A 19,804-nucleotide genomic window follows, 5' to 3' on the forward strand; every position below is an offset into this window, starting at 1 on the left:
CGCCCTGCCCACCCGGCACGGGCAACGGGTCGCCCTGCAGGTCACCGTCGCCGCCACCACCCTCGCCGGCCTGGACGACCACCCCGCCACCCTCGGCTCCTACGGGCCGATCCCCGCCCAGGTCGCCCGCGAGCTCGCCCAAGACGCCACCTGGCGCCGCATCCTCACCGACCCCACCACCGGCCAGGCCCGCTCCGTCGGCACCCAGACCTACCGCCCCGGCGCCGACCTGACCCGCACCGTGCAAGCCCGCGACGTGACCTGCACCTTCCCCGGCTGCAGGCAGCCGTCGACCAGGTGCGAGATCGACCACCGCATCCCCTACAACCACACCCGCAGGCCGAGCGACCAGCCGCACGATCCCCAGACCTGCGAAGCGAACCTCCACTCGCTCTGCACACACCACCACCAGGCGAAGACCAAGGGCTGGTGGCGAGTCACCCACGACCGGCACACCGGCATCTCCACCTGGACCGACCGCCACGGACTGACCTACGCCCGCCACCCCATCCCCATCCTGATCGCGCCGAGCGCGCTCGAACACGCGCCACCACCGCCACCACCCTCCGACTGGGGCGACCCACGCTTCTGACCCAGGTCGAGTTGTCCCCGGTGCGGAGGGTCCGTGGGACGCGCTGACCAGTTGCGCCGGTGCGCCCGTGCGGCGCCCCGGTCCACCGCCAGAAGGCCCCGCCCCGGAACGCCCGCCCGACCAAGACCGCGCGTCCACCCGGCGGCATCGCACTACTGCCAGGACGTCAGCCCCCGAACGCCTACCGGACCGCGACTTCGGGGTCGTCAGGTTCAGCGGCCCATCGCCACCGTGTCGGCTCCGGGACTGCCGACCGCTCTGGGTGCGCCACCAGCAGGGCACCGTGCTCGCCGAGGCCGGCGATGAGCTCTGCGACTGTCACCTGCGTCGGCGCTCCCGACTCGACGAGTGTCACAGGAACGTCGAGCCCCGCAAGCGTCCCTCGCGCGTCGCGTGCGGAGGTGCTGTCCCACGTCGAGCCGGCGACGAACACCAGGTGCAGGTCGGCCTCGGTCAGGTCCGCGCGGCTGAGGTCCGCTCCCGAGAGGTCCGTCTTGACCAGGTAGGCGCGGGAGAGGTCGGCGCCGGTGAGGTCGGCGCCGTCGAGATCGGTGCGGACCAGGCGCGCACGGTGCAGTCGCGCACCCCGCGCCCGGGCGCCGGACAGGTCCGCCTTGCCCAGCTGCGCTCCGGTCAGGTCGGCGTCCTCGAGGTCGGCGCCGTGCAGCGCCGCGCCGAACAGGTCGGTGCCGCGCAGGTCGGCCCCGCGCAGGTTCGCGCCGACGAGCACGGCGTCGGCCAGGTCGAGTCCCGCGAGGTCGGCACCGGCCAGGTCCAGGCCACTGGTGTCCAGACGTGCGCCTTCCCGGCCGTCGGTGGCGCGCCAGCGCACATGGGCCGCCACGGCGTCGGGCAGCGTCGAGTCAGGCACGAGCCATCACTCCCGTCCTCGTCACGGCCACCACAGCACCCGCAACGGTAGTTCGCCGCGCGCCGTCGCGGCCTCGACTGCCTCTCGGAGGGAGGACAGGTCGCTCGGCGAGAGGTTCCTGGTGTCGAGCATGATGTTCTCGTTGGACCAGTTCATCTCCTGGGAGATCTTCCGCATCGCCGCGTCGAGGTTGAACCGGCCGCGCTCGCTGTGGAACGCCTTGACGTCCCACGCCCGGCCGGCGTCGTCGATGAACTCCTCGGCCTCGTTGGCCGACCGTCGCAGGCCGCGGACCGCTCCTGACTCCTCGAGCCCGACGCCGACCTCGGCCTCCGCCCGGCTGGCGTCGGTGATCTTTCCGCCGTGCGCGGGGTCGCCGGCGAGCTCGTCGATCCGTCGGGCGCGGGCTGCGGCAGCGTCGCCGGCGGAGCCGGAGCCGGAGCCGGAGCCCGAGTTCGACCCGCTGGACGAGGACGCCTCGTTGAGCATCACGCCGGCTCCCGCGAGCGCGGCGGACGCGCCCGCGGCGGTCAGGAAGGCCGACGTCACGGTGCTCACCAGGACCAGCTCGCCGGTGGACGCGACGACCATCAGCCCGACCGGCGGGTAGAGGAACAGCGAGGCGACGAACAGGGCGATGCCGAGGATCAGCAGCGCGTCGCCGAGCGCGTCGAGCGCGTGCAGGTTGCTCACCACCCGCTGCCCGGGGTCGCGCTGGAGCACGCCGACCAGCACGGTCGCCGCTCCGGCCGCCAGCCCGGCGCACGCGGTGCCGAGCCGCAGCTGCAGCCGACCACGGGTCTCGTGGATGCTCGGGTCTGCCACGGCTCCCGTCGCCCGGGCGAGCGGCCGCAGCTGGAGGCCGAGGAGGATCGTCGCGGCGACCCCGGCCCCCACCAGCAGCCAGAGGCCGGTGGTCCCCCGCATCGCCTGCTGGATCCCGCGTGTCGCCGGGAACCCCCCGGCTACCAGGTACGCCAGCGCGGGGACGACGGCGAGCACCCAGAGCACCGACTGCCACGACGCCAGCGCCCGGGGGTCCGGCCAGCGCAGCACCTTCGCGCGGACGGCCACCCACGCCGGAGCCGATCGCGCGCGGTCGAGCCGTCCGGCGACGTCCACCACCGCGTCGACCAGGCGCGGCTCCCCCACCCCGGCGTCGACCGCGAAGAGCGCAGCCCGCCGCGCGAGGACGAAACGCCAGGTCACGTAGGTGCTCACCGGCACACCGGCGCGGGCCACAGCGAGCAGCGGCCGGGGATCGAGACCGGTGGGCGGCTCGCCCGGGAGCAGCACGCCGCGCTCGATGCCACGCACCCGGGCCTGCCTCACGCGGTCGTAGGCGACGACCAGCACCAGCAGCAGGACCAGCGCCCCGGGGAGCAGTCGCCCGACCCACGCGACGAGGTCGCTGAGCCACTCGATCCACCCGGGCACCGAGCCGGTCCGCAGGTTGTAGTTCATGTGGTCCAGGCAGGCGAGCACGAGCCCGAGGACGCCGAGCCAGCGCAGGGCGTCGCGACGCCGGACGAACCACCCCACCCCGACCGCGGCCAGCGCGGTCCAGACGAGGTGCTGCACGGAGTCGCCGCCGGCCGACGAGCCGAACGCGAACAGGTCCTGGAACGCGGCCGGCACGGGCTGCCAGGTGGTCAGCGAGGTCCACAGTGAGGGCACCGTGATGCTCCCCGCGAGGTTGGCCCGGACCAGGTAGCCGCCGGGCACCGACATCGCCAGCGCGCCGAGGGTCGAGAAGCGCAGGGCGGCCTCGAACAGCTCGAAGCCGACGCCGAGCGCGGCGCCCAGGAGCAGGTGGTCGGTCAGGCCGAGCTGCCGGTGCGTCCGCGGCCACCGCCACGCGAGCACGACCAGCGGCGCGACCTTGACGACCTCCTCGATCACGGGGTCCACGGTGTAGGCCGCGACGGCGACGACGTCGAACAGCGACCACCCGGTGACCGTCGACAACCCCCGCGTCCACGCGATCTGCAGGACGACGGCGACGATCCCGCACGCGTAGACCCCGAACCCGAGGGCGAGCAGGAGCGTGGTCAGCCGGACCGACCGACCCCAGGAGCCGAGGACGCCGAGCTGCAGGACGCAGCACACGGCGGCGACCGTCATGAGCAGAACCACGCGTGCACCCCCTGTCGCCCGAGAGCATGCCGAGCGGAGCGGGCACGTGACACCCCCGTGTCCGGTCTGTGGACGCACCGGTCGCGGGGGTTGTCGGTGGTCGCCGCCAGGATGGGCCAATGGACATCGACGACGCCCGGCGGTCGGCGCTCGCGCTGCCCGAGGTGACGGAGCGCGAGAGCTGGGGGCAGCCCGCCTGGTTCCACCGCAACCTGGTCGGGCGGATGTGGGACGCCGACCGGCTCACGGTCCGCGTGGAGGACGACGGCGAGCGCCTCGCCCTGGTGGAGCAGGTGCCGGCGCTGTACTCGACGACGGACCACCACGCGGGCACCAACCTCGTGCTCATCGCACTCGAGGTCGTCGATCCCGAGACGCTGCAGGCGCACCTCGCGGAGTCGTGGTGGTGGGCTGCGCCGCCCGTGCTCCGGCGCCGGTACCCGCACCTCGGCCCGCCGGACGAGGGTTGAGCACGGCTACGCTCGCTTGGGGACGACGAGGGACGAGGGAGCACATGACCGAGCCCGACTGGGTCCGCCACGCCATCTGGTGGCACGTCTACCCGCTGGGCGCCGTCGGCGCGTACCCCGGACAACCGCCGGGTCCCGATGAGCACCGCCTCCGCCGCCTGGTCGGGTGGCTGGACCACGTGGTGGCCCTCGGCGCGTCCGGCCTGCTGCTCGGACCCGTGTTCGCGTCGACCACCCACGGCTACGACACCGTCGACCACCTGCGCATCGACCCCCGGCTCGGTGCCGACGGCGACTTCGACACCCTCGTCGCGGAGGCCCACGGCCGGGGCGTCAAGGTGCTGCTCGACGGGGTCTTCAACCACGTCGGACGGGACTCCGCGATCGCGCGGCGGTCGGTGGACGCGCTCGAGGGCCGGTCCGACGACGAGGTATGGCTGCTGCGGGACGCCGACGGCGCGTTCGTCGGGTTCGAGGGCCACAGCGCCCTGGTGACGCTGGACCACGCGCACCCGAGCGTCGTCGACTACGTGGTCCGCGTGATGAACCACTGGCTGGCCCGCGGCGCCGACGGCTGGCGGCTGGACGCGGCCTACGCGGTGCCGACCACCTTCTGGGCGGAGGTCCTCCCCCGCGTGCGGGCGGAGCACCCGGACGCGTGGTTCGTCGCGGAGGTCATCCACGGCGACTACCCCGCGTTCGTGCAGGAGTCGACCGTGGACTCGGTCACGCAGTACGAGCTGTGGAAGGCGATCTGGAGCTCGATCTCCGACCGCAACCTGTGGGAGCTCGCCTGGTCGCTGACGCGGCACGACGAGTTCCTCGAGTCGTTCGCACCACAGACGTTCGTCGGCAACCACGACACCACCCGGATCGCCAGCACGATCGAGGACCCTCGCCACCGGGCGCACGCGGTCGTGGTGCTCTGCACGGTGGGCGGCACCCCGACGGTCTACGCGGGCGACGAGCTGGGGTTCACCGGCGTGAAGGAGGAACGCGAAGGGGGCGACGACGCGGTCCGTCCGGAGCTCGCGGTCGGCGGGCCCGGTCTCGTCGAGGACCCGGTGCTCCGCCTGCACCAGGACCTCCTCGGCCTGCGGCGTCGGCACCCGTGGCTGCACCGCGCCCGCACCACCCAGGTCGCGCTCACCAACACCACGTTCGTGTACGAGGTGCGGGACGGGGACGACGCGCTGCTCGTCGCGCTCAACCTCGACGACGAGCCGCTCGCCCGACCGGCCGGTGAGCTCCTGGCCTGCGACGACGCCAGCCGCGACAGGGGCGACGTCGCGCCGCACGGCTGGGCGGTCGTCGCCCCGTAGGCCGAGGAGGGCGGTGCGCCGGATCCAGCCGACGCACCGCCCTCCCCTTCACCGCACCCCCGGCGGTGGCTGTTACCAGGTGGACGGCGCGGGAGGCACCTCCACCGGCGGACGGTCGTCGCAGGTGATCGTGTTGGGCAGCTGCCACGACCCGAACCACGGGCCGGTGGTGCCGCCGCCGTCGTTGCCGCCCAGGTCGACCGAGGACCACTCCGACCCGGTGGGCTGGAAGTGGAACGTCCCGCAGTTGTTGATCCCGACGGCTCCGACGTTGCGCGCGTCCACGTTCTCGAACGTCGCCGATCCCGCTGCCCGGGCGCTGAGCACCGAGGTGCCGGTGCCGTCCACGCGGATGTCCTTGAAGTGCAGGTTGGTGACCGAGTAGAGGTCCTTCACGGGCCAGTCGGCGACCACCATGATCGCGTTGTAGGTGTTGTCGAGGAAGTGGTCGCCGACCACCTGGACGTCCGCGTCGATGTTCCCCTGGAGCGCGTAGAACCAGATCGCGCCGAGCCCGATGTTCCAGTTGAGCTCGTAGGTGCCGGCGCGGACGGTCGTGTTGTCGGTGATCCAGAGGCTGCCGGTGAACGGTTCGGCGCCGAACCGGGACCCCACCTGAATGGCGCTGCCCTCGCGGATCGGGTCGGCGACGAGGTTGCCGACGACCGTCGTGTCGTGACCGCCGTAGATCGCGATCCCGTTGGCGAGCGTCGGCGTCTGCACCGTGTTCCGAGCGAACGTGTTGCCGGAGTTCGTCGTGTGCTCGGCCCACATGGCCAGCCCGTCGTCGCCGGTGTTCCGCACGACGTTGTTCACCGCCGACGAGTTGGTCACGCCCGTGTGGAAGTTCAGCCCGTCGGCGATCTGGTCGACGAAGTAGCTGTTCTTCACGACGAGGTTGTCCATCGGGCCGTCCACCCACACGCCGACCTTGGTGTGCTGGATGTACAGCCCGTCGATCGTCGAGTCGCTCAGGGCGCCGCCGATGCCGTTGACCTGGTCGGTGTCGATCCGCTCGCGCACGTCGCCCTGGATGGCGAACCCGGACAGGTGCACGTTCGACGAGCCGCCGACGGAGGCGTCCTTGCCGTAGAAGCCGACGCCGGTGTGCACGGAGCCGTCGGGGGCGGGGGTCGACAGGGCGACCTCCTTCCCGCGGATGGTCGTGTACCAGCTGCCGGCGCCCTCGATCGTGACGTCGTCCACGACGATGTGCCGGTTCACCTGGTAGACCCCCGGCGGCACGTAGACCGGCAGGTCCTTCTTCTGCGCGAACGCGATGGCCTTGTCGAACGCGTTCGCGGCGTCCTTGCGGCCGGTCGGGTCGGCGCCGAACAGGAGCACGTTGGCTGCCTTGAGCCGCACGTGCGGCAGGCCCACCTGCTCGGAGTCGAGCAGGTCGATGACGGTCCAGGCGGCGTTGGTGCCCGCCGGTGCGGTCAGCCGCACCTTCGCCCCCGCGGGATAGGTGCGACCGAGCAGCAGGCGCTGCTCGTCGTAGAAGTGCATGGGCCGGAACGGGGTGGTGATCGTCGGGGTCGGCGTCGTCGCCGCGGGCACGCAGCCGCACTCGGTGATCCACCAGTCGGGGTGCAGCAGCCCCGCGTTCGGGTCGTTGGTGAACGGGTACTGGTTGTACAGCCACGAGTACTGCGAGGTCAGGGTCATGGTCCGCTTGCCGGAGCCGTTCACGGTGACGTCGAGCGGCGCCGTGATGCCCCCGCCCGTCGCCGAGTCCGGGATCGAGTAGCGGACAGTGAGGGCGTTCGCGGCCTTCGGGAGCGTGAACTCCACGTGCTGCCCGGGCAGGAGCTGCACCGCCGAGCGACCCGACGCCTCCGCCGGCAGCGTGTACGCGGTCCGGTCCGGGCCGATGACCGTGCCGGTGGTGACGGCCTTCTCCGCCTCGTGCTCGAGGAACGGGACGGTGGCGCCCCGGCCGCTGACCAGCGCCGGGTCGAGAGCTGCCCGGGTGACCGGGGTGGGCACCGGCACGGGCGGACGACCGTGGGCCGACGATGCGCCCGCCGTGCCGACGACGACGGCGATCGCGACCGCGAGGGCCGTACCGGGCCGGATGACTGTGTTCCTCACGGAGCGCCTCCTTGCGCAGCCGGGACGGCGCTGAGGTGACAAGGGGGCACCGCGCCGCGTGGACGGGACACACCGTACGTTCTGGACAATCGGGTGGACAAGACTGAATGCGAAGATGCAAGAACTTACGTATTGCGTCGCAAGATCCGGCTGTCAGGCGTCCAGGTGGCTGACCTCGTCCCACACGTCGACCCACGACCCCCGTGCCCCGTCGCAGACCTGCACGGCCCCGCCCTGCTCCTCGTTGCCCACGTCGACCCCGTTGTCCACGACGCCCACGGACCGGCACCCGACCGCCCAGGCCGGCGCACCCTCGTACCCGACGAGGACCACGGGCCCGGTGAGGTCGGGTGGCGGCGGTCCCCACGCCGCGTACCCGTTGTGGCCGCTGAACACCGGCACGTCGGACCCGTACCACTCGAGGGCGCCCGCCTCCCCGTAGTTCCGGGTGACGACGAGCCGGGCACCGCTGTCCGCGGCCGCCCGGTCCACGGCGGCGACCAGCGCCGGCCAGCCGATCATCTCCGCCTGGTCGTCGTTGAGCTCCGGGTAGACCGAGGCGCCGAAGGTCCGCTCGGGCAGCAGCGGCAGGGCCGCGGGCCACGCGACGAACGCACCGAGCCCGAGCACGACGCCGGCGACCACGAGCCCTCGTCGCGACCAGCGCTCCTCCAGCCCGCACGCCCCGGCCGCGAGGAGCACCGGGACCGCACCGACCACGTAGTAGGCCTTGCCCCCGGTCACCAGGAACACGACCACCAGCACCAGGAACGCCCAGGCCAGCGGCTTCGCCCGCACCAGCGACGGCGCGCGCAGCAGCCGGACCAGGCCGTAGACCCAGAGCGCCGCCGCCACCGGGCTGACCTGGACCAGGAGCAGGCCGACGAACTCCAGCCGGGGACCGAGCCCGGAGTACTCGTCGCGGATGTCGGCGGCGAGCTCCAGCTGCGGCCAGCCGTGCGTCGCCTGCCACAGGAGGTTCGGCAGCCAGATCAGGAGCGCGAGCCCGGCGCCCACCCAGGCCCACGGCGAGCGCAGGTGATGGCGGACCTGCGGGGTGAGCGCGATGCCGGCGACGATCCCGACGAGCAGGAACGCCACGAGGTGCTTGTCCAGGAGCCCGACCCCGGTGAGCAGCCCGACCAGCAACCAGCCGCGCGGCGCGTCCCGGGAGAGCGTCCGCAGCACCACGTACACGATCGCGACCCAGAAGAGCGTGTCGATCGTCGTCGTCGACAGGATGTGCCCGAGGGTCACGACGACCACGCCTGTCCCCGTGGCCACGGCCGTGAGCAGCTGCGCACCGGTCCGCCCGCCCAGCTCCCGCGCGGTGAGGGCGGCGAGCACGACGACGGCTGCGGCCGCGAGCGCGCTCGGCAGGTGCAGGGCGACGAGCGAGCCCGGCGCGACCAGGTCGGCCGCCCGCGCGATCAGCGGGGTCAGCGGCGGCTGGTCGGGATACCCCCACGCGAGACGGCGACCGGCGGCGACGAAGTAGAGCTCGTCCCGGTGCGGGCCGTAGCGGGCCGAGAGACCGACGAGCAGCGCGAGAAGACCGCCCGCGGCGGCAAGCACCCAGGGCCAGGCGACGGGCGGGAGCGCGCCGCGACGCCGGCCGACGTCGGCGACGACCACACGCGGACAGTAGCGAACCGGCCGCGCGCTGCGGCAGGGGCCGGGCGAGACTGGTGCCATGATCAACGCAGCAATCCCCACCCTGACCCTGCCCGGCGGGCAGATCCCCGTCGTCGGACTCGGCACCTGGCAGTCGGAGGGCGGTGAGGCCGAGCGCGCGGTCAGCGCGGCGCTCCAGCTGGGCTACCGGCACATCGACACCGCCACGGGCTACGGCAACGAGGCCGAGGTCGGCCGGGCACTGGCCACGGTCGGCATCGACCGCGACGACGTCTTCGTCACCACCAAGCTGCCCCCGGACCACGCCGGCCGCGCCCGCCGCACGCTCACCGAGTCGCTCGCCGCGCTGGGCACCGACCACCTGGACCTCTGGCTCATCCACTGGCCGCCGAACCGCCAGGCCTCGCCGGAGACGTGGGAGGTGTTCCGCGAGGCGCGCGACGAGGGCCTCGTCCGCTCCATCGGCGTGTCCAACTACTCGATCGCGCAGCTCGACGAGCTGATCGCGGCCACCGGAGAGGCCCCGGCGGTCAACCAGATCCCGTACAGCCCGCGCGACCACGACCCGGACCTGCTGGCCGCCCACCGCGAGCGCGGCATCGTCGTGGAGGGCTACAGCCCGCTCAAGCGGACGAGCCTGGACGCTCCGGCCCTGGTGGCCGCCGCCGAGGCGCACGGGGTCACGCCCGCCCAGGTGGTGCTGCGCTGGCACGTCCAGCACGACGTCGTCGTCATCCCCAAGTCGACCCGGCAGGAGCGGATCGCGGCCAACCTGGACATCCTCGGCTTCGAGCTCACCGGTGAGCAGATGGCCGCGATCGACGCCCTGCGCTGAGCCGGCTCACTTCAGCAGGTAGGTGTCGTCCGAGGTGGCCGACCAGCCGATGATCATCCCGCCGTAGACCTGGACGTCGAACACGTCCTGGGGGTACGGGATGAAGCGGGTCTTGTCCCCGGTGATCAGGTCGTAGCCGGTCATCCCGCTGGCGGTCGCGCCGGCGGCGAGCTCGTCGATGCTGCCCCCGGTGAAGGCGGACGACAGCAGCAGGTCGCGCCCGTCGGTGGCGAGGGCCCCGATCGAGGACGAGGGGAGATCCTGCGTCCAGACCACCGCCCCCGTGCGTCCGTCGAGCGCGGCGATCCCGGTGCCCGTCGTGAGGTACACCCTCCCGCGCACGACCAGCACGGACCCGGTGGCCTGCAAGTCGGCCTCCCACAGGGGATCCCCGGTCCGCCGGTCCCACGCGAACACCTGGTCGGAGGAGGTCACCACGAGGCCAGGCACGCTGCCGTCGTCGACGACGAAGCTGATCAGCCCGCCTTCGAGCTGCACGTCGGCGTCCGGGTCCCCGTCCGCCGCGAGCAGCGTCGTGGACTGGACCCCGGTGGTTGCGTAGTCCTGGATGACGAGGTTGCCCGTCACGGCGTCGGTCCCGTACCCGCCGTAGCCGCCGTCGGACGTCGACCACAGGTCGTCGCGGACCGACTCGCCGGACGCGGACAGCAGGCCGAGGCTGGTCCCGACGGAGTAGACGACGACGTCCCCCGCGCGCAGGAAGCCCCAGTACTGCGAGCCCTCCTCCCCGGCAGACTCGTCCATGCCCGCGCGCGGGTCGTCGTACGTCCACCGCTCGTCGCCCGTGCTGAGGTCGTACGCGACGACCTCCAGGCGCACCGCGTCCCGCGTGCCCACCAGCAGGAGCCCGTTCAGCACGGCGAGGTGCGCGTCGGCGTCGACGTCACGCTCGTACAGCACCCGCCCGTCCTCGGGGTCGAGCACCACCGCACGGGTGGTCGTCGCCGGCACGCGCTCGTCGCCCCCTGCACTGTCCTCGGCGGTCGCGTAGCGCGTGAACCCGTCGGTCACCAGGCACACCGCGACCGTCGCCACCTCGTCCGGGCCGGCGTCCGACTGACAGCCGCCGCCGAAGCTGTTCTCGAGCGACGCGGCACGGGCGGCGTTCGGCCCGAGCAGGGGCGTGGACCAGAGCGTCTCACCGGAGTCCCGGTCGACCGCGACGAACGCCTGCGACCCGTCGGCGGCGACGTCGAGGCTGGCGCTCACGCCGTTCGCGGCCGTGATCCCGCCCCAGAGCGCGTAGACGTCGGCACGCGTGAGCGTGCGCACCACGGTCAGCTCGTCCCCGAACGCGGGCAGGACCCCCGGAACCGCAGAGAGCCGGGCGATCGCGGCGTTCTCGCGGGCGTCGACCACCCACTGCGTCCCGGCCAGCGAGAGCGCCACGGCCACCGCTCCCGCCACGACCCACCGCAGTCCGCGGCGGCGCCGGACCGGGGTCCCGGACTGCTCGACGTCCAGCTCCACGGCGGGCTCGTCACCGTCGAGGAGCTCGACCTCCTGCATCCCGCCACCCCGCGCCATGGCGGGACCCTACTCGTCGCGGACGGTCAGCCGAGGACGACCAGCCGCCCGTCGTCGCCCCAGCCCAGGAACAGGTGCCCGACCGCGACGCTCGACCGGAGCCCGTCGGGGAGCGGGACGCGCCAGACGGTCCGCCCGTCGTCCAGCGCGTAGGCGACGAGCTCGCTGCGGGGTCCGCCGCCGACGGGCTGGTCGGCGGCGACCAGGAGCTTGCCGTCCGTGACCAGGAACCCCGGCACGTTCCCCTCGGCGGTGGCGCCCCGCCAGACCACGTCCCCGGTCCTGCCGTCGAGCGCGACGACCCCGGCCTGCGTGCTCAGGTACACCCGCCCCCGAAGGACCAGCGCGTTCACCGACGCGACGACGTCCGACTTCCAGCGCGCCGCCCCGGTGGACCGGTCCCAGCCGCGCACGTTCCCGCCGGAGGTGAGCACCAGGTCCGGCACGCTCCCGTCGTCGACCGTGAACGGCAGAACCTCACCGGTCAGCTCGACGTCCGCGCGCCCCCGCTCGACCAGCGTGGACCACAGCCCACCCGAGCCGCTGCTGTACAGGAGGACGGCGCGGCCGGCGACAGGGTCGACGACGTGGTCCGCATTCCCGGGCCGGCTGGCGCGGATCACCTGCCCCGACGACGAGAGCACCGTGGCGGTCCACCCCGGGATCGTCACGCCGACCAGCCCGTCGACCGCGAACAGGCGTACCTCAGCGGCGAACGCGCGGCGGTCGGCGCCCGGCAGCGGCGGGGTGAACCGCCAGCGCACGTCGCCCGCGCGCAGGTCCCGGCCGGTCACCTCGCTGCCGCCGTCCCGCCCGGGGACACCCACGACCGCCAGCCCGGGCAGCGCTGTGAGCGTGGTGGCGCCGGGTGCCGACCAGTCGGCGACCACGTGCCCGTCGGCGGTGTCCAGGACGACCACGCGGGTGCTCGTCGCGGGCTTGCGCGTCTGGACACCCTCGTCGCCGTACTGCACGAACCCGTCGCTCACCAGGCAGGCGGCCTGCCGGGGCGGCCCCTCGTCGGCCGGCACCGCCACGCAGGTGCCGGCCGCCGACCGGTCCAGCGACCGCGCGCGATCCGGGTCGGCGCCGAGCAGCCGGGTGGAGAACCGCTGCTCCCCCGTGCGCTGGTCGAGCGCGACGAACGCCTGCGAGCCGTCCTCCGCGACCGACAGGCCCAGCGCCGCACCCCCGGCGTCGATCCCCTGGAGCAGCACCGCGGTCGCCGCCGGGTCCGGACGCCACAGGACACCGACGTCCTGGTCGATCGCGCGCACGACGCCCGGCGTCGCCGCGAGCCGGTCCGCCGCCGCCCGCTCGCGGGAGTCGAGGACCACCTGCGTCACCACCAGGCCCGCGACCAGCGCCGCGGCGCCGCCGACGACCCACCGCCAGAGGCGCGGCGGGCGTGCGGTCGGGGCTGGTGCGGGCGCAGCAGCCTCGCCCGGCTCGTCCAGCTCGACGTGCTGCATCGCACCGCGCGACATGGCCGGACACTAACCCGGCTCGACGGCGGCGGCACGCGCTGGGGTCACCAGCGGTGCGCGACGTCCACGACCACGCGTGACCCTGTGCCGGGACCGTCCAGCACGAACACGCGGAACGGCAACCGCGCCCGGACCCCCAGCCCGAAGCTCGTGTACCCCTCGAAGCTCCCCGCGAACACGACCTGCCGGAACGTGCGGTAGCCCGTGACGTTGCGCAGCTCGAGGCGGTTGGCCGGGGAGTACGTGGCGTTGCCGTTCTCGTCGTACGCCGGGTCGTTGACCGTGATCTGGAGCGCGGCGCCGCCGCGGGTCGGGATCGGCTCGCCGGAACCGTCCTGCACCACCTCGGTCACGTACGACACCGTGTACCCGCCGACGTCGCCGGCGACATCGACCACGAGCCGGTCGTAGCAGGTGTGCCTGCCGGTCCGCACGTTGACCACCGGCGCCCCCGACATCGCCGGGTCCGACTTCACCAGCGATCCCCACACGAGGCCGCAGTAGGGCGCCGCCGTCGCGGGCGAGGCCGGCACGAACAGGAACGCGCTGACCAGCAGCACGACCGACAGGAATGCACGCCTCATCGCACGACCCCTTCGTCGCGCGGGCCTCGCGGATGGACGCCCGATGCATCCAGTTTACGGCCGACGGACCATGGCAATACGGGTGAAACCGCCTCGCTCAGAGCTCGGGGACGCACGCTCCGCGGCCGAGCTCGGCGAGCCCGGTCAGGTCCCCGGCGCCGAGGTCGGTGACCCCCTCCTGCGCCTCCGGGAACATGAGCTGCGTCGCGTCCTCGACGTGACCGAGGCCGACGAGGTGACCGACCTCGTGGAGCACGGTGGCCCGGGCGAGCACGTCGCCGCCGGGATGCGTCGCGGCCTCCGCGAGCTGCGGGGCGTCGAGCATCACCTGCCCCGTGACGTAGACGTCCGGGCCGTCGCCCAGGCTCACAGGGGCGCTCCCGGCCGCTCCGGCGACGAAGCCGGCGAGGGTGGCGTCCTCCCGCGGCGACGACCAGCTGAACAGCGCGGGCGCCCACCGGTCGCCGTAGCGGTCGAGCTGGTAGGGCTCCCGCATCGGGGAGGGCGCCTCGGTGGTCGTGCCGTCGTCGACGAACTGGAGCCCGGTGGCCAGCGAGATCCGGGCCAGGGCGTCCGTGATGAGCTGCTGTCCGCCCTCCGGCGCGGCGTCCGGGCGGGTGACGTAGTGGATCGGCCGGCACGGGTCGTAGGCGATCGGCGTCGCACGGTCGTCCTGGAGCGCCATGTAGGAGAACGAGGTGCTCGGCCCGGTGACCGGTGCCGGCGTCCCCAGCGGCGCCGCCGCGGCGCCCGCGCCCGGGGTCGGCGCGTTCGGGTTGCGGGCCACCGTCGGGGTCGGCTCCGGGGCGCCCGCCCAGGCGAACAGCTGGGGCAGACGACCGGACTGCACGGTCCAGGCGCCACCGGCCACCAGGGCCAGCACCACCACCCCGACGACCGCAGGCACGGGAGACCTCCGTGCGCGAGCCCGGGGACGGACCTGAGGGGCCTCCCCGCGATCGGACGCCTCGTCGATGACCCACTGCGGCACCCGGCCCGAGGGCGAGCGCGGCAGGTCGTCCGGGGCTCGGAGCCCCGCAGGTCCGTCCACAGCACTCCTCGTTCCCTGGACCCCAGCCTGCACGCCGAAGCCCGGCCGCCGGAGGGAGAGTATCCGGCGACCGGGCTGCGCGTGGGGCTTACTTCAGCCCGGTGGACAGCGCGCTGATCAGCTCGCCGTTGGACGTGTCACCCGACAGCTCCCAGAAGAAGGCGCCGCCGAGTCCCTTGCCCTTGGCCCACGACGTCTTGCCGGCCAGCGTGCTGGGCGTGTCGTAGCCCCACCACTCCGAGCCGCACTTGGCGTACGCGGTCCCGCCGACGGTCCCCGTGGCCGGGCACCTGGTCTTGAGCACCTTGTAGTCCTCGATGCCCGCCTCGTACGTGCCGGGTGCCGCACCCGTCGCGGAGCCGCCCGGGGCCGTCTGCGTGACCCCGGTCCACCCGCGGCCGTAGAAGCCGACGCCGAGCAGGATCTTGTTGGCCGGGATGCCCTTGGCGATGAGCTTGTTCACCGCGGCCTCCGTGTTGAAGCCCGCCTGCGGGATGCCCGCGTAGGACGTCAGGGGCGAGTGCGGTGCCGTCGGACCCGTCGGGTTGAACGCCCCGAAGTAGTCGTAGGACATCGGCATGATCCAGTCGAGCTTCTGTGCTCCACCCGCGTAGTCGGCGGCGTCGATCTTGCCGCCGGTGCTGCCGTCGGCCGTGATGGCCGCCGTGATCAGCTTGCCGGTGCCGAACTTGTTGCGCAGCGCGGTGATGACGTTGTTGAACGCCGCCGGTCCGCTCGAGTCGCACGACAGGCCGCACGCGTTCGGGTACTCCCAGTCGATGTCGATGCCGTCGAACAGGCCGGCCCAACGGGAGTCGTTGAGCAGGTTGTAGCAGGAGTTGGCGAACGCGGTCGGGTTGGCCGCCGCCTGCGTGAAGCCGGACGACCAGGTCCAGCCGCCGAACGACCAGATGACCTTCAGGCCCGGGTGCATGGCCTTGAGCTTCTTCAGCTGGTTGAAGTTGCCACGCAGGGGCTGGTCCCACGTGTCGGCGACGCCGTCGACGGAGTCCGCTGCCGTGTACGCCTTGTCGTAGGCCGCGTACGAGTCACCGATCGAGCACTGCCCGCCGGTGGTGTTGCCGAACGCGTAGAGGATGTGGGTCAGCTTCGACGCGGACCCGCTCGTCTCGATGTTCTTCACGTGGTAGTTGCGGCCGTAGACGCCCCACTCGGCGAAGTAGCCGACGAGCTTCTTGCCGCCGGGGGGCGGGGGCGTCGTGGTGGTCGGCGTCGGGGTGGGCGTCGGGGTCGTGGTCGTGGTGGGGGTCGGGGTGGACGTCGGGGTGCTGGTAGGCGTTCCACCGGTGCAGGCCACACCGTTGATGCTGCACGTCGTGGGGCTCTTGAACGGCCCCGTCGCCACGTAGCCCCACGTCAGGGAGGCGCCGGGTGCGAGCGTCGGCGCCCAGGTCTTGTTCTTGGCCGTGTAGTGGTTGCCGCTGCGCGTGACGTCGGCGTCCCACGAGCTGCTGATGGTGTCCCCGGCGGGGAGGTCGAACTCGATCGTCCAGCCGTTCACCACCGTGGTGCCGGAGTTGGTGACCTTGACGTTGACCTGGTGGCCCGTGCCCCAGTCGCCGGCGGAGGTGAACGTGGCGCCGATCGAGCCGGCGGCGAACGCCGGCTGGGAGGCGACCAGTGCGGCGAGCAGCGTGATCACCGCGGCAAGCGCCGTGGTGATCAGGACGGGACGTCGTCGGCCCATCGGTGTCTGGCTGGAGTGTCTGGCGAAAGCCATCGTGCGGTCCCCTGTCCATCGTCGGAGCGTCGAATATGTAAGGAGTGTGTACTAATGGTTCACAAGGACGGTAACCGGGGTCACAGGGTGAAGTCAACGCCTGACGCCACATCCGTCGACGGTCACCCGATCGTGCATTTCTTTCCCGACGACGACAGGAATGCGCTGTCCTGACACCCCGCGGACGTCCGTCCGAAATGTCCGGGACTCACTCGGCACCGAGCCGCGTCGCCCCTGCTGGAAACGTGTCACTGCGCCTGGTGGTCCGCTCGGCGTGCGAGGCTGCGACGCCTCGGTCGGGACCGGAGAATGCCCGTGGTCACGCAGCAGGACAATGCATCGCGCGCATTGCGTGGTGCATTCTTTGCGCACTGTCGGGCGATCGAACAATCTGGGTGCTACGCCCTGCGCGCACCATGTCCGTGCCGCGTGGCTCCCGACTCCTTCGTGGTGGGCGCTCGCGTGTCGCCGCTCGGGTGTCAGTGGGCGCGCGCACCATGGAGATGAGCGAGGACGAAGGAGTCGGGACATGACGCTCGTCGATCAGCACCACCGGGTCGATCCTCAGGTCGAGGCGCGCGTCCGGCGCGAGGTCGCCGGCGCCACCTGGTTCCAGCTCGCCGCGGCCACCAGCCGGGCGCACCACGAGGTCGACGAGGCCCGCCGCGGCCGCGACGACGACGTCCTGCTGCGTGCCGTGGACCGGCACACCGTGCTGGAGCGCGTGCTTGCCGAGGCGACCGAGCAGCTCCACGCCCCTCGCTAGCGGCGCACCCTGTCGTCCGACGCGTCCCAGCCGGGCCTCGTCGCCCGGCTGCCGGCCCGGTCGGACCGGCCGCGGTAGACCACGTAGGGCCGCCACAGGTAGAAGATCGGGACGCTCAGCACGTGCACCAGCCGGGTGAACGGCCACAGGGCGAACAGCAGCATGGCCACCATCGCGTGCGCCTGGAACCCGAACGGCGCCTCGGCCATCAGGTCGGGCTTCGGCTGGAACAGGAAGAAGCCGCGGAACCACTCGGAGACGCCGGTGCGGTGGTCGTACTCGCCGTTGAGGTTGAGCACCGAGCCCGCCACGGTGCACGGTGACCGTCGGGAACATGCGGCGCGAGCCGAACCGGTCGGTCAGCGCCCCGACGGGGATGCGGCCCAACGACCCCACGATGACCGGGACGGCGACCAGGACCGACTGCTGCACGCCCGTGAGCCCGAGCACCTGCCGTAGGCGTTGCCGAGCGGGCTGATGAGCGCCCACGCCCAGACGTTGACCAGGAAGCCGAACATCGCCACGACGAGCACCCGTGCAGCGATGCGTCCGCCCGTCTGCTCAGCCACGAGACCCCCCGAGCGTGATCCGGCGTCGTTGCGCGGACCTGGCGTGCTTCGGCAGTGAGCACGCGTGCTCGACGGAGAACTCGGGACCTTCGCCCTGGTCAGACCTCCCCGGGCAGCGCGGTCCGGATCACGATGCGCGTCCACGCCCCGAGGTACAGCCGGTCGCCGTCCTCGATCTCCTTGCGCTGGCCGGCGGGGATCGGGGTGGTCGGCAGCGGGTCGCCCGCGCGGCTCACGTAGGTGCCGTTGGCCGACTGCAGGTCCTCGACCCACCAGCGCTGGCCGTCGGTGTTGAGCTGGCAGTGCCGTCGCGACACCCCGGAGTCCGTCCCGCAGTCGACCGCGGGGTGGATGTTGCGGGACGCGGACGGGCGGCCGACGAGCACGCTGCGCTCGCGCAGGGGCACCAGACCGGGCAGGCCCGCGGACGGCATGGGGTCCTCGGGCTGCTGGGCGGCGTACCAGTCGGGGTCCACCCAGACCTCGGCCACCCAGGACTCGGCGCCGTCGGGGGCGGGGGTGGGGAGCGCTGCCGGTGCCTCGACCGCGGGCGTCGGCGCGCTCACGGGTGCCGGGACCGGTGCAGGGGGCGCGATCGGTGCCGGTGCGGTGCCCGTCGTGAAGTCGTAGCCGCAGACCTCGCAGAACAGGGCGAGCGACGAGGCGGGCGCACCGCAGTGCGGGCACGTGGTGGCGGTCCCCGTCCCCGCCGCGGCGGGCTCGGGAGCCTGTACCGGGGCCGACGACTCGATGGGGGCACCGCAGACGTCGCAGTAGTCGGTGGACGTGGACGTGTGGCCGTTCGGGCAGACGACGGTGCTCACCGGCGGACCCGCGTGGTCTTGGTGGACGCGGTGTCGAGCGCCATCTCGTCGAGCTTGTCGGCGTTGCGCTTGAGGCGCACGGTGCCCTTCTCCTCGTCGTCGATCTCGACCACCCGCCGCAGCCGGGAGGTGGCCTCCTCGTTGCCCGTCTCGGCGGCCAGCTGGACCGCGCGGCCCAGCTTGACGGTCGCCGTGGCCTCGTCGCCGGACGCCTTCGCGGCCAGCCCCTCCTGGATGACGGACGCCAGCTCGGCCTGGCCGGTGTAGTGCGCGACCTCCGGGTTGATGCGCGCGGTCAGCGAGCTGTCGTCGGACCAGCGGGCCTTGACCAGCCCCGACGCCAGCACGTCACCGCCCACCGCGATCTGCACGCGCGCGGCCAGCTGCTCGGAGCCCACCGGCTTGGACGGCACCCGGATCGCCACGTGGTAGTCGCGCGACTCGTCGCCCCACGCGCCGGTCGGGAACGCGCCCGTGAGGGCGTTCACCTCGGTGCGCCGCGACGTGATGTCCTCCACGGTCGGGGCCACCCGCCGGACGAACAAGACCTGCGCGCCCTGGGGTGCCCAGACGCGCAGCTCGGCGTCCGCGACGCCCTTGGACATCGACTCGTTCACCAGCGCCTTGAAGTCCTCGGCGATGTCCGCCGGGTTCCGGATGAGGTCGACCGTGCCCAGCAGCGCCGTGGCGATCTCGCGCAGCTCCGCCACCTCCCAGCTGGACCCGACCCCGCGTGCGTCGCACTGGAAGTGCCCGGTGACGTCGCTGATCGCCTTGGACAGCTCGGCGCGCGGCTCCGACTCGTTGCGGCCGTCGGTGAGCAGGATCGCGTGCTTCTGCGCCGCCTGCGGCACCATCGCGAAGATCGCGTCCGCCAGCCGCAGCCAGGTGCTCATCGCGGTGCCGCCCGAGGGGCGCATGAACGAGATGGCGCGCTTGGCCTCCTCGCGGGCACCGGGCTCCATCTGCACGATCGCCACCGGCGCGTTCGGGTACGGGAACGCGCGGTTGGCCACGTGGCTGCCGCCGATCACCGCGAACCAGGTGCCGTCGGCGATCTGGTCGACCGCCACCTGCGCCGCGTACTTGGCGGCCTCGATGTTGGGTCCGCTCATGGAGCCGGACGTGTCGATGATGACGATCTCGGCGACGCCCCCGCCGGACGACGCCGCGGTGCCCGCGCCCGAGCTGGTCACGGTCACGATCGCGTGCACGTCCGTGGCACCGTCGGAGAGGAACTCGTTCTGGAACACCTCGGTGCGGAAGTCGGCCACTGTGG

General features: G+C 72.8%; 18 protein-coding genes. 5 read left to right on the forward strand and 13 right to left on the reverse strand.

Features of this window, described 5'->3' with window-relative positions:
* Window positions 1–592 (forward strand): HNH endonuclease signature motif containing protein (locus tag HP550_RS03305; protein ID WP_175346176.1); only part of this gene is annotated, 592 nt, incomplete at its 5' end.
* Between the two features lie 181 nt (window positions 593–773).
* On the opposite strand, the gene HP550_RS03310 is transcribed toward HP550_RS03305, so the two are convergent.
* Window positions 774–1,463, reverse strand: coding sequence for a pentapeptide repeat-containing protein (locus tag HP550_RS03310; RefSeq protein ID WP_175346177.1), 690 nt, complete (start codon window positions 1,461–1,463; stop codon window positions 774–776).
* Between the two features lie 21 nt (window positions 1,464–1,484).
* A complete protein-coding gene (locus HP550_RS03315) occupies window positions 1,485–3,587 on the reverse strand; it encodes a PrsW family glutamic-type intramembrane protease (protein WP_210767613.1) in 2,103 nt (700 codons plus the stop codon).
* A 131-nt stretch (window positions 3,588–3,718) separates the two neighbouring features.
* Here HP550_RS03315 and HP550_RS03320 point away from each other — a divergent pair, with 131 nt between their 5' ends.
* On the forward strand, window positions 3,719–4,069 hold the full coding sequence (locus tag HP550_RS03320; RefSeq protein WP_175346179.1) for an MmcQ/YjbR family DNA-binding protein: 351 nt from the start codon (window positions 3,719–3,721) through the stop codon (window positions 4,067–4,069).
* A 44-nt stretch (window positions 4,070–4,113) separates the two neighbouring features.
* Window positions 4,114–5,391, forward strand: a complete 1,278-nt coding sequence (locus tag HP550_RS03325; RefSeq protein WP_175346180.1) for an alpha-amylase family glycosyl hydrolase — start codon at window positions 4,114–4,116, stop codon at window positions 5,389–5,391.
* A gap of 72 nt (window positions 5,392–5,463) precedes the next feature.
* On the opposite strand, the gene HP550_RS03330 is transcribed toward HP550_RS03325, so the two are convergent.
* Both HP550_RS03330 and HP550_RS03335 read right to left on the reverse strand, forming a co-directional pair.
* Window positions 5,464–7,485 carry a glycosyl hydrolase family 28-related protein gene (locus HP550_RS03330; protein ID WP_343047960.1) on the reverse strand — a complete coding sequence of 674 codons (2,022 nt, stop codon included), beginning with the start codon at window positions 7,483–7,485 and terminating at the stop codon, window positions 5,464–5,466.
* 153 nt (window positions 7,486–7,638) lie between these two features.
* On the reverse strand, window positions 7,639–9,120 hold the full coding sequence (locus HP550_RS03335; RefSeq protein ID WP_175346181.1) for a glycosyltransferase family 39 protein: 1,482 nt from the start codon (window positions 9,118–9,120) through the stop codon (window positions 7,639–7,641).
* Window positions 9,121–9,178: 58 nt separating this feature from the next.
* On the opposite strand from HP550_RS03335, the gene HP550_RS03340 reads away from it, so the two are divergent.
* Entirely contained in the window at window positions 9,179–9,955 is a 777-nt protein-coding gene (locus HP550_RS03340; protein WP_175346182.1) for an aldo/keto reductase, read from the forward strand.
* Between the two features lie 6 nt (window positions 9,956–9,961).
* Here HP550_RS03340 and HP550_RS03345 read toward each other — a convergent pair whose 3' ends face one another.
* From HP550_RS03345 to HP550_RS03365, 5 genes are all read right to left on the reverse strand, one after another.
* A complete protein-coding gene (locus HP550_RS03345; RefSeq protein WP_175346183.1) occupies window positions 9,962–11,503 on the reverse strand; it encodes an outer membrane protein assembly factor BamB family protein in 1,542 nt (513 codons plus the stop codon).
* Window positions 11,504–11,529: 26 nt separating this feature from the next.
* Window positions 11,530–12,990, reverse strand: a complete 1,461-nt coding sequence (locus HP550_RS03350; RefSeq protein WP_175346184.1) for an outer membrane protein assembly factor BamB family protein — start codon at window positions 12,988–12,990, stop codon at window positions 11,530–11,532.
* 44 nt (window positions 12,991–13,034) lie between these two features.
* Window positions 13,035–13,574, reverse strand: coding sequence for an AMIN-like domain-containing (lipo)protein (locus HP550_RS03355; RefSeq protein WP_175346185.1), 540 nt, complete (start codon window positions 13,572–13,574; stop codon window positions 13,035–13,037).
* A gap of 97 nt (window positions 13,575–13,671) precedes the next feature.
* Window positions 13,672–14,481, reverse strand: a complete 810-nt coding sequence (locus HP550_RS03360) for a matrixin family metalloprotease (RefSeq protein ID WP_210767615.1) — start codon at window positions 14,479–14,481, stop codon at window positions 13,672–13,674.
* A gap of 232 nt (window positions 14,482–14,713) precedes the next feature.
* Entirely contained in the window at window positions 14,714–16,366 is a 1,653-nt protein-coding gene (locus tag HP550_RS03365) for a glycosyl hydrolase family 18 protein (RefSeq protein ID WP_246280495.1), read from the reverse strand.
* 529 nt (window positions 16,367–16,895) lie between these two features.
* On the opposite strand from HP550_RS03365, the gene HP550_RS03370 reads away from it, so the two are divergent.
* Entirely contained in the window at window positions 16,896–17,132 is a 237-nt protein-coding gene (locus HP550_RS03370; protein ID WP_175346187.1) for a hypothetical protein, read from the forward strand.
* Here HP550_RS03370 and HP550_RS03375 read toward each other — a convergent pair.
* The 4 genes from HP550_RS03375 to HP550_RS03390 form a co-directional block, all read right to left on the reverse strand.
* Entirely contained in the window at window positions 17,129–17,443 is a 315-nt protein-coding gene (locus HP550_RS03375) for a respiratory nitrate reductase subunit gamma (RefSeq protein ID WP_175346188.1), read from the reverse strand. The two genes, HP550_RS03370 and HP550_RS03375, sit on opposite strands and share 4 nt — an antisense overlap.
* A gap of 48 nt (window positions 17,444–17,491) precedes the next feature.
* Complete coding sequence (locus HP550_RS03380) at window positions 17,492–17,701, reverse strand: hypothetical protein (RefSeq protein WP_175346189.1); 210 nt, start codon at window positions 17,699–17,701, stop codon at window positions 17,492–17,494.
* A gap of 98 nt (window positions 17,702–17,799) precedes the next feature.
* Window positions 17,800–18,525: an FHA domain-containing protein gene (locus tag HP550_RS22610; protein ID WP_175346190.1), complete on the reverse strand. Its 726-nt coding sequence runs from the start codon at window positions 18,523–18,525 to the stop codon at window positions 17,800–17,802.
* Window positions 18,522–19,799: a VWA domain-containing protein gene (locus HP550_RS03390; RefSeq protein ID WP_175346191.1), complete on the reverse strand. Its 1,278-nt coding sequence runs from the start codon at window positions 19,797–19,799 to the stop codon at window positions 18,522–18,524. The genes HP550_RS22610 and HP550_RS03390 overlap by 4 nt, the downstream gene beginning before the upstream one ends.
* Window positions 19,800–19,804 lie beyond the last annotated feature (5 nt).

It is taken from the genome of Cellulomonas humilata, assembly GCF_013359775.1.
GTDB lineage: Bacteria > Actinomycetota > Actinomycetes > Actinomycetales > Cellulomonadaceae > Cellulomonas > Cellulomonas humilata.

Coding starts and splice junctions, on each gene's coding strand:
- HP550_RS03325 (WP_175346180.1), top strand. CDS start 4,114: ATGACCGAGCCCGACTGGGTCCGCCACGCCATCTGGTGGCACGTCTAC.
- HP550_RS03345 (WP_175346183.1), bottom strand. CDS start 11,503: ATGGCGCGGGGTGGCGGGATGCAGGAGGTCGAGCTCCTCGACGGTGAC.
- HP550_RS03315 (WP_210767613.1), bottom strand. CDS start 3,587: ATGACGGTCGCCGCCGTGTGCTGCGTCCTGCAGCTCGGCGTCCTCGGC.
- HP550_RS03350 (WP_175346184.1), bottom strand. CDS start 12,990: ATGTCGCGCGGTGCGATGCAGCACGTCGAGCTGGACGAGCCGGGCGAG.
- HP550_RS03370 (WP_175346187.1), top strand. CDS start 16,896: ATGACGCTCGTCGATCAGCACCACCGGGTCGATCCTCAGGTCGAGGCG.
- HP550_RS03365 (WP_246280495.1), bottom strand. CDS start 16,366: ATGGCTTTCGCCAGACACTCCAGCCAGACACCGATGGGCCGACGACGT.
- HP550_RS03340 (WP_175346182.1), top strand. CDS start 9,179: ATGATCAACGCAGCAATCCCCACCCTGACCCTGCCCGGCGGGCAGATC.
- HP550_RS03320 (WP_175346179.1), top strand. CDS start 3,719: ATGGACATCGACGACGCCCGGCGGTCGGCGCTCGCGCTGCCCGAGGTG.
- HP550_RS03355 (WP_175346185.1), bottom strand. CDS start 13,574: ATGAGGCGTGCATTCCTGTCGGTCGTGCTGCTGGTCAGCGCGTTCCTG.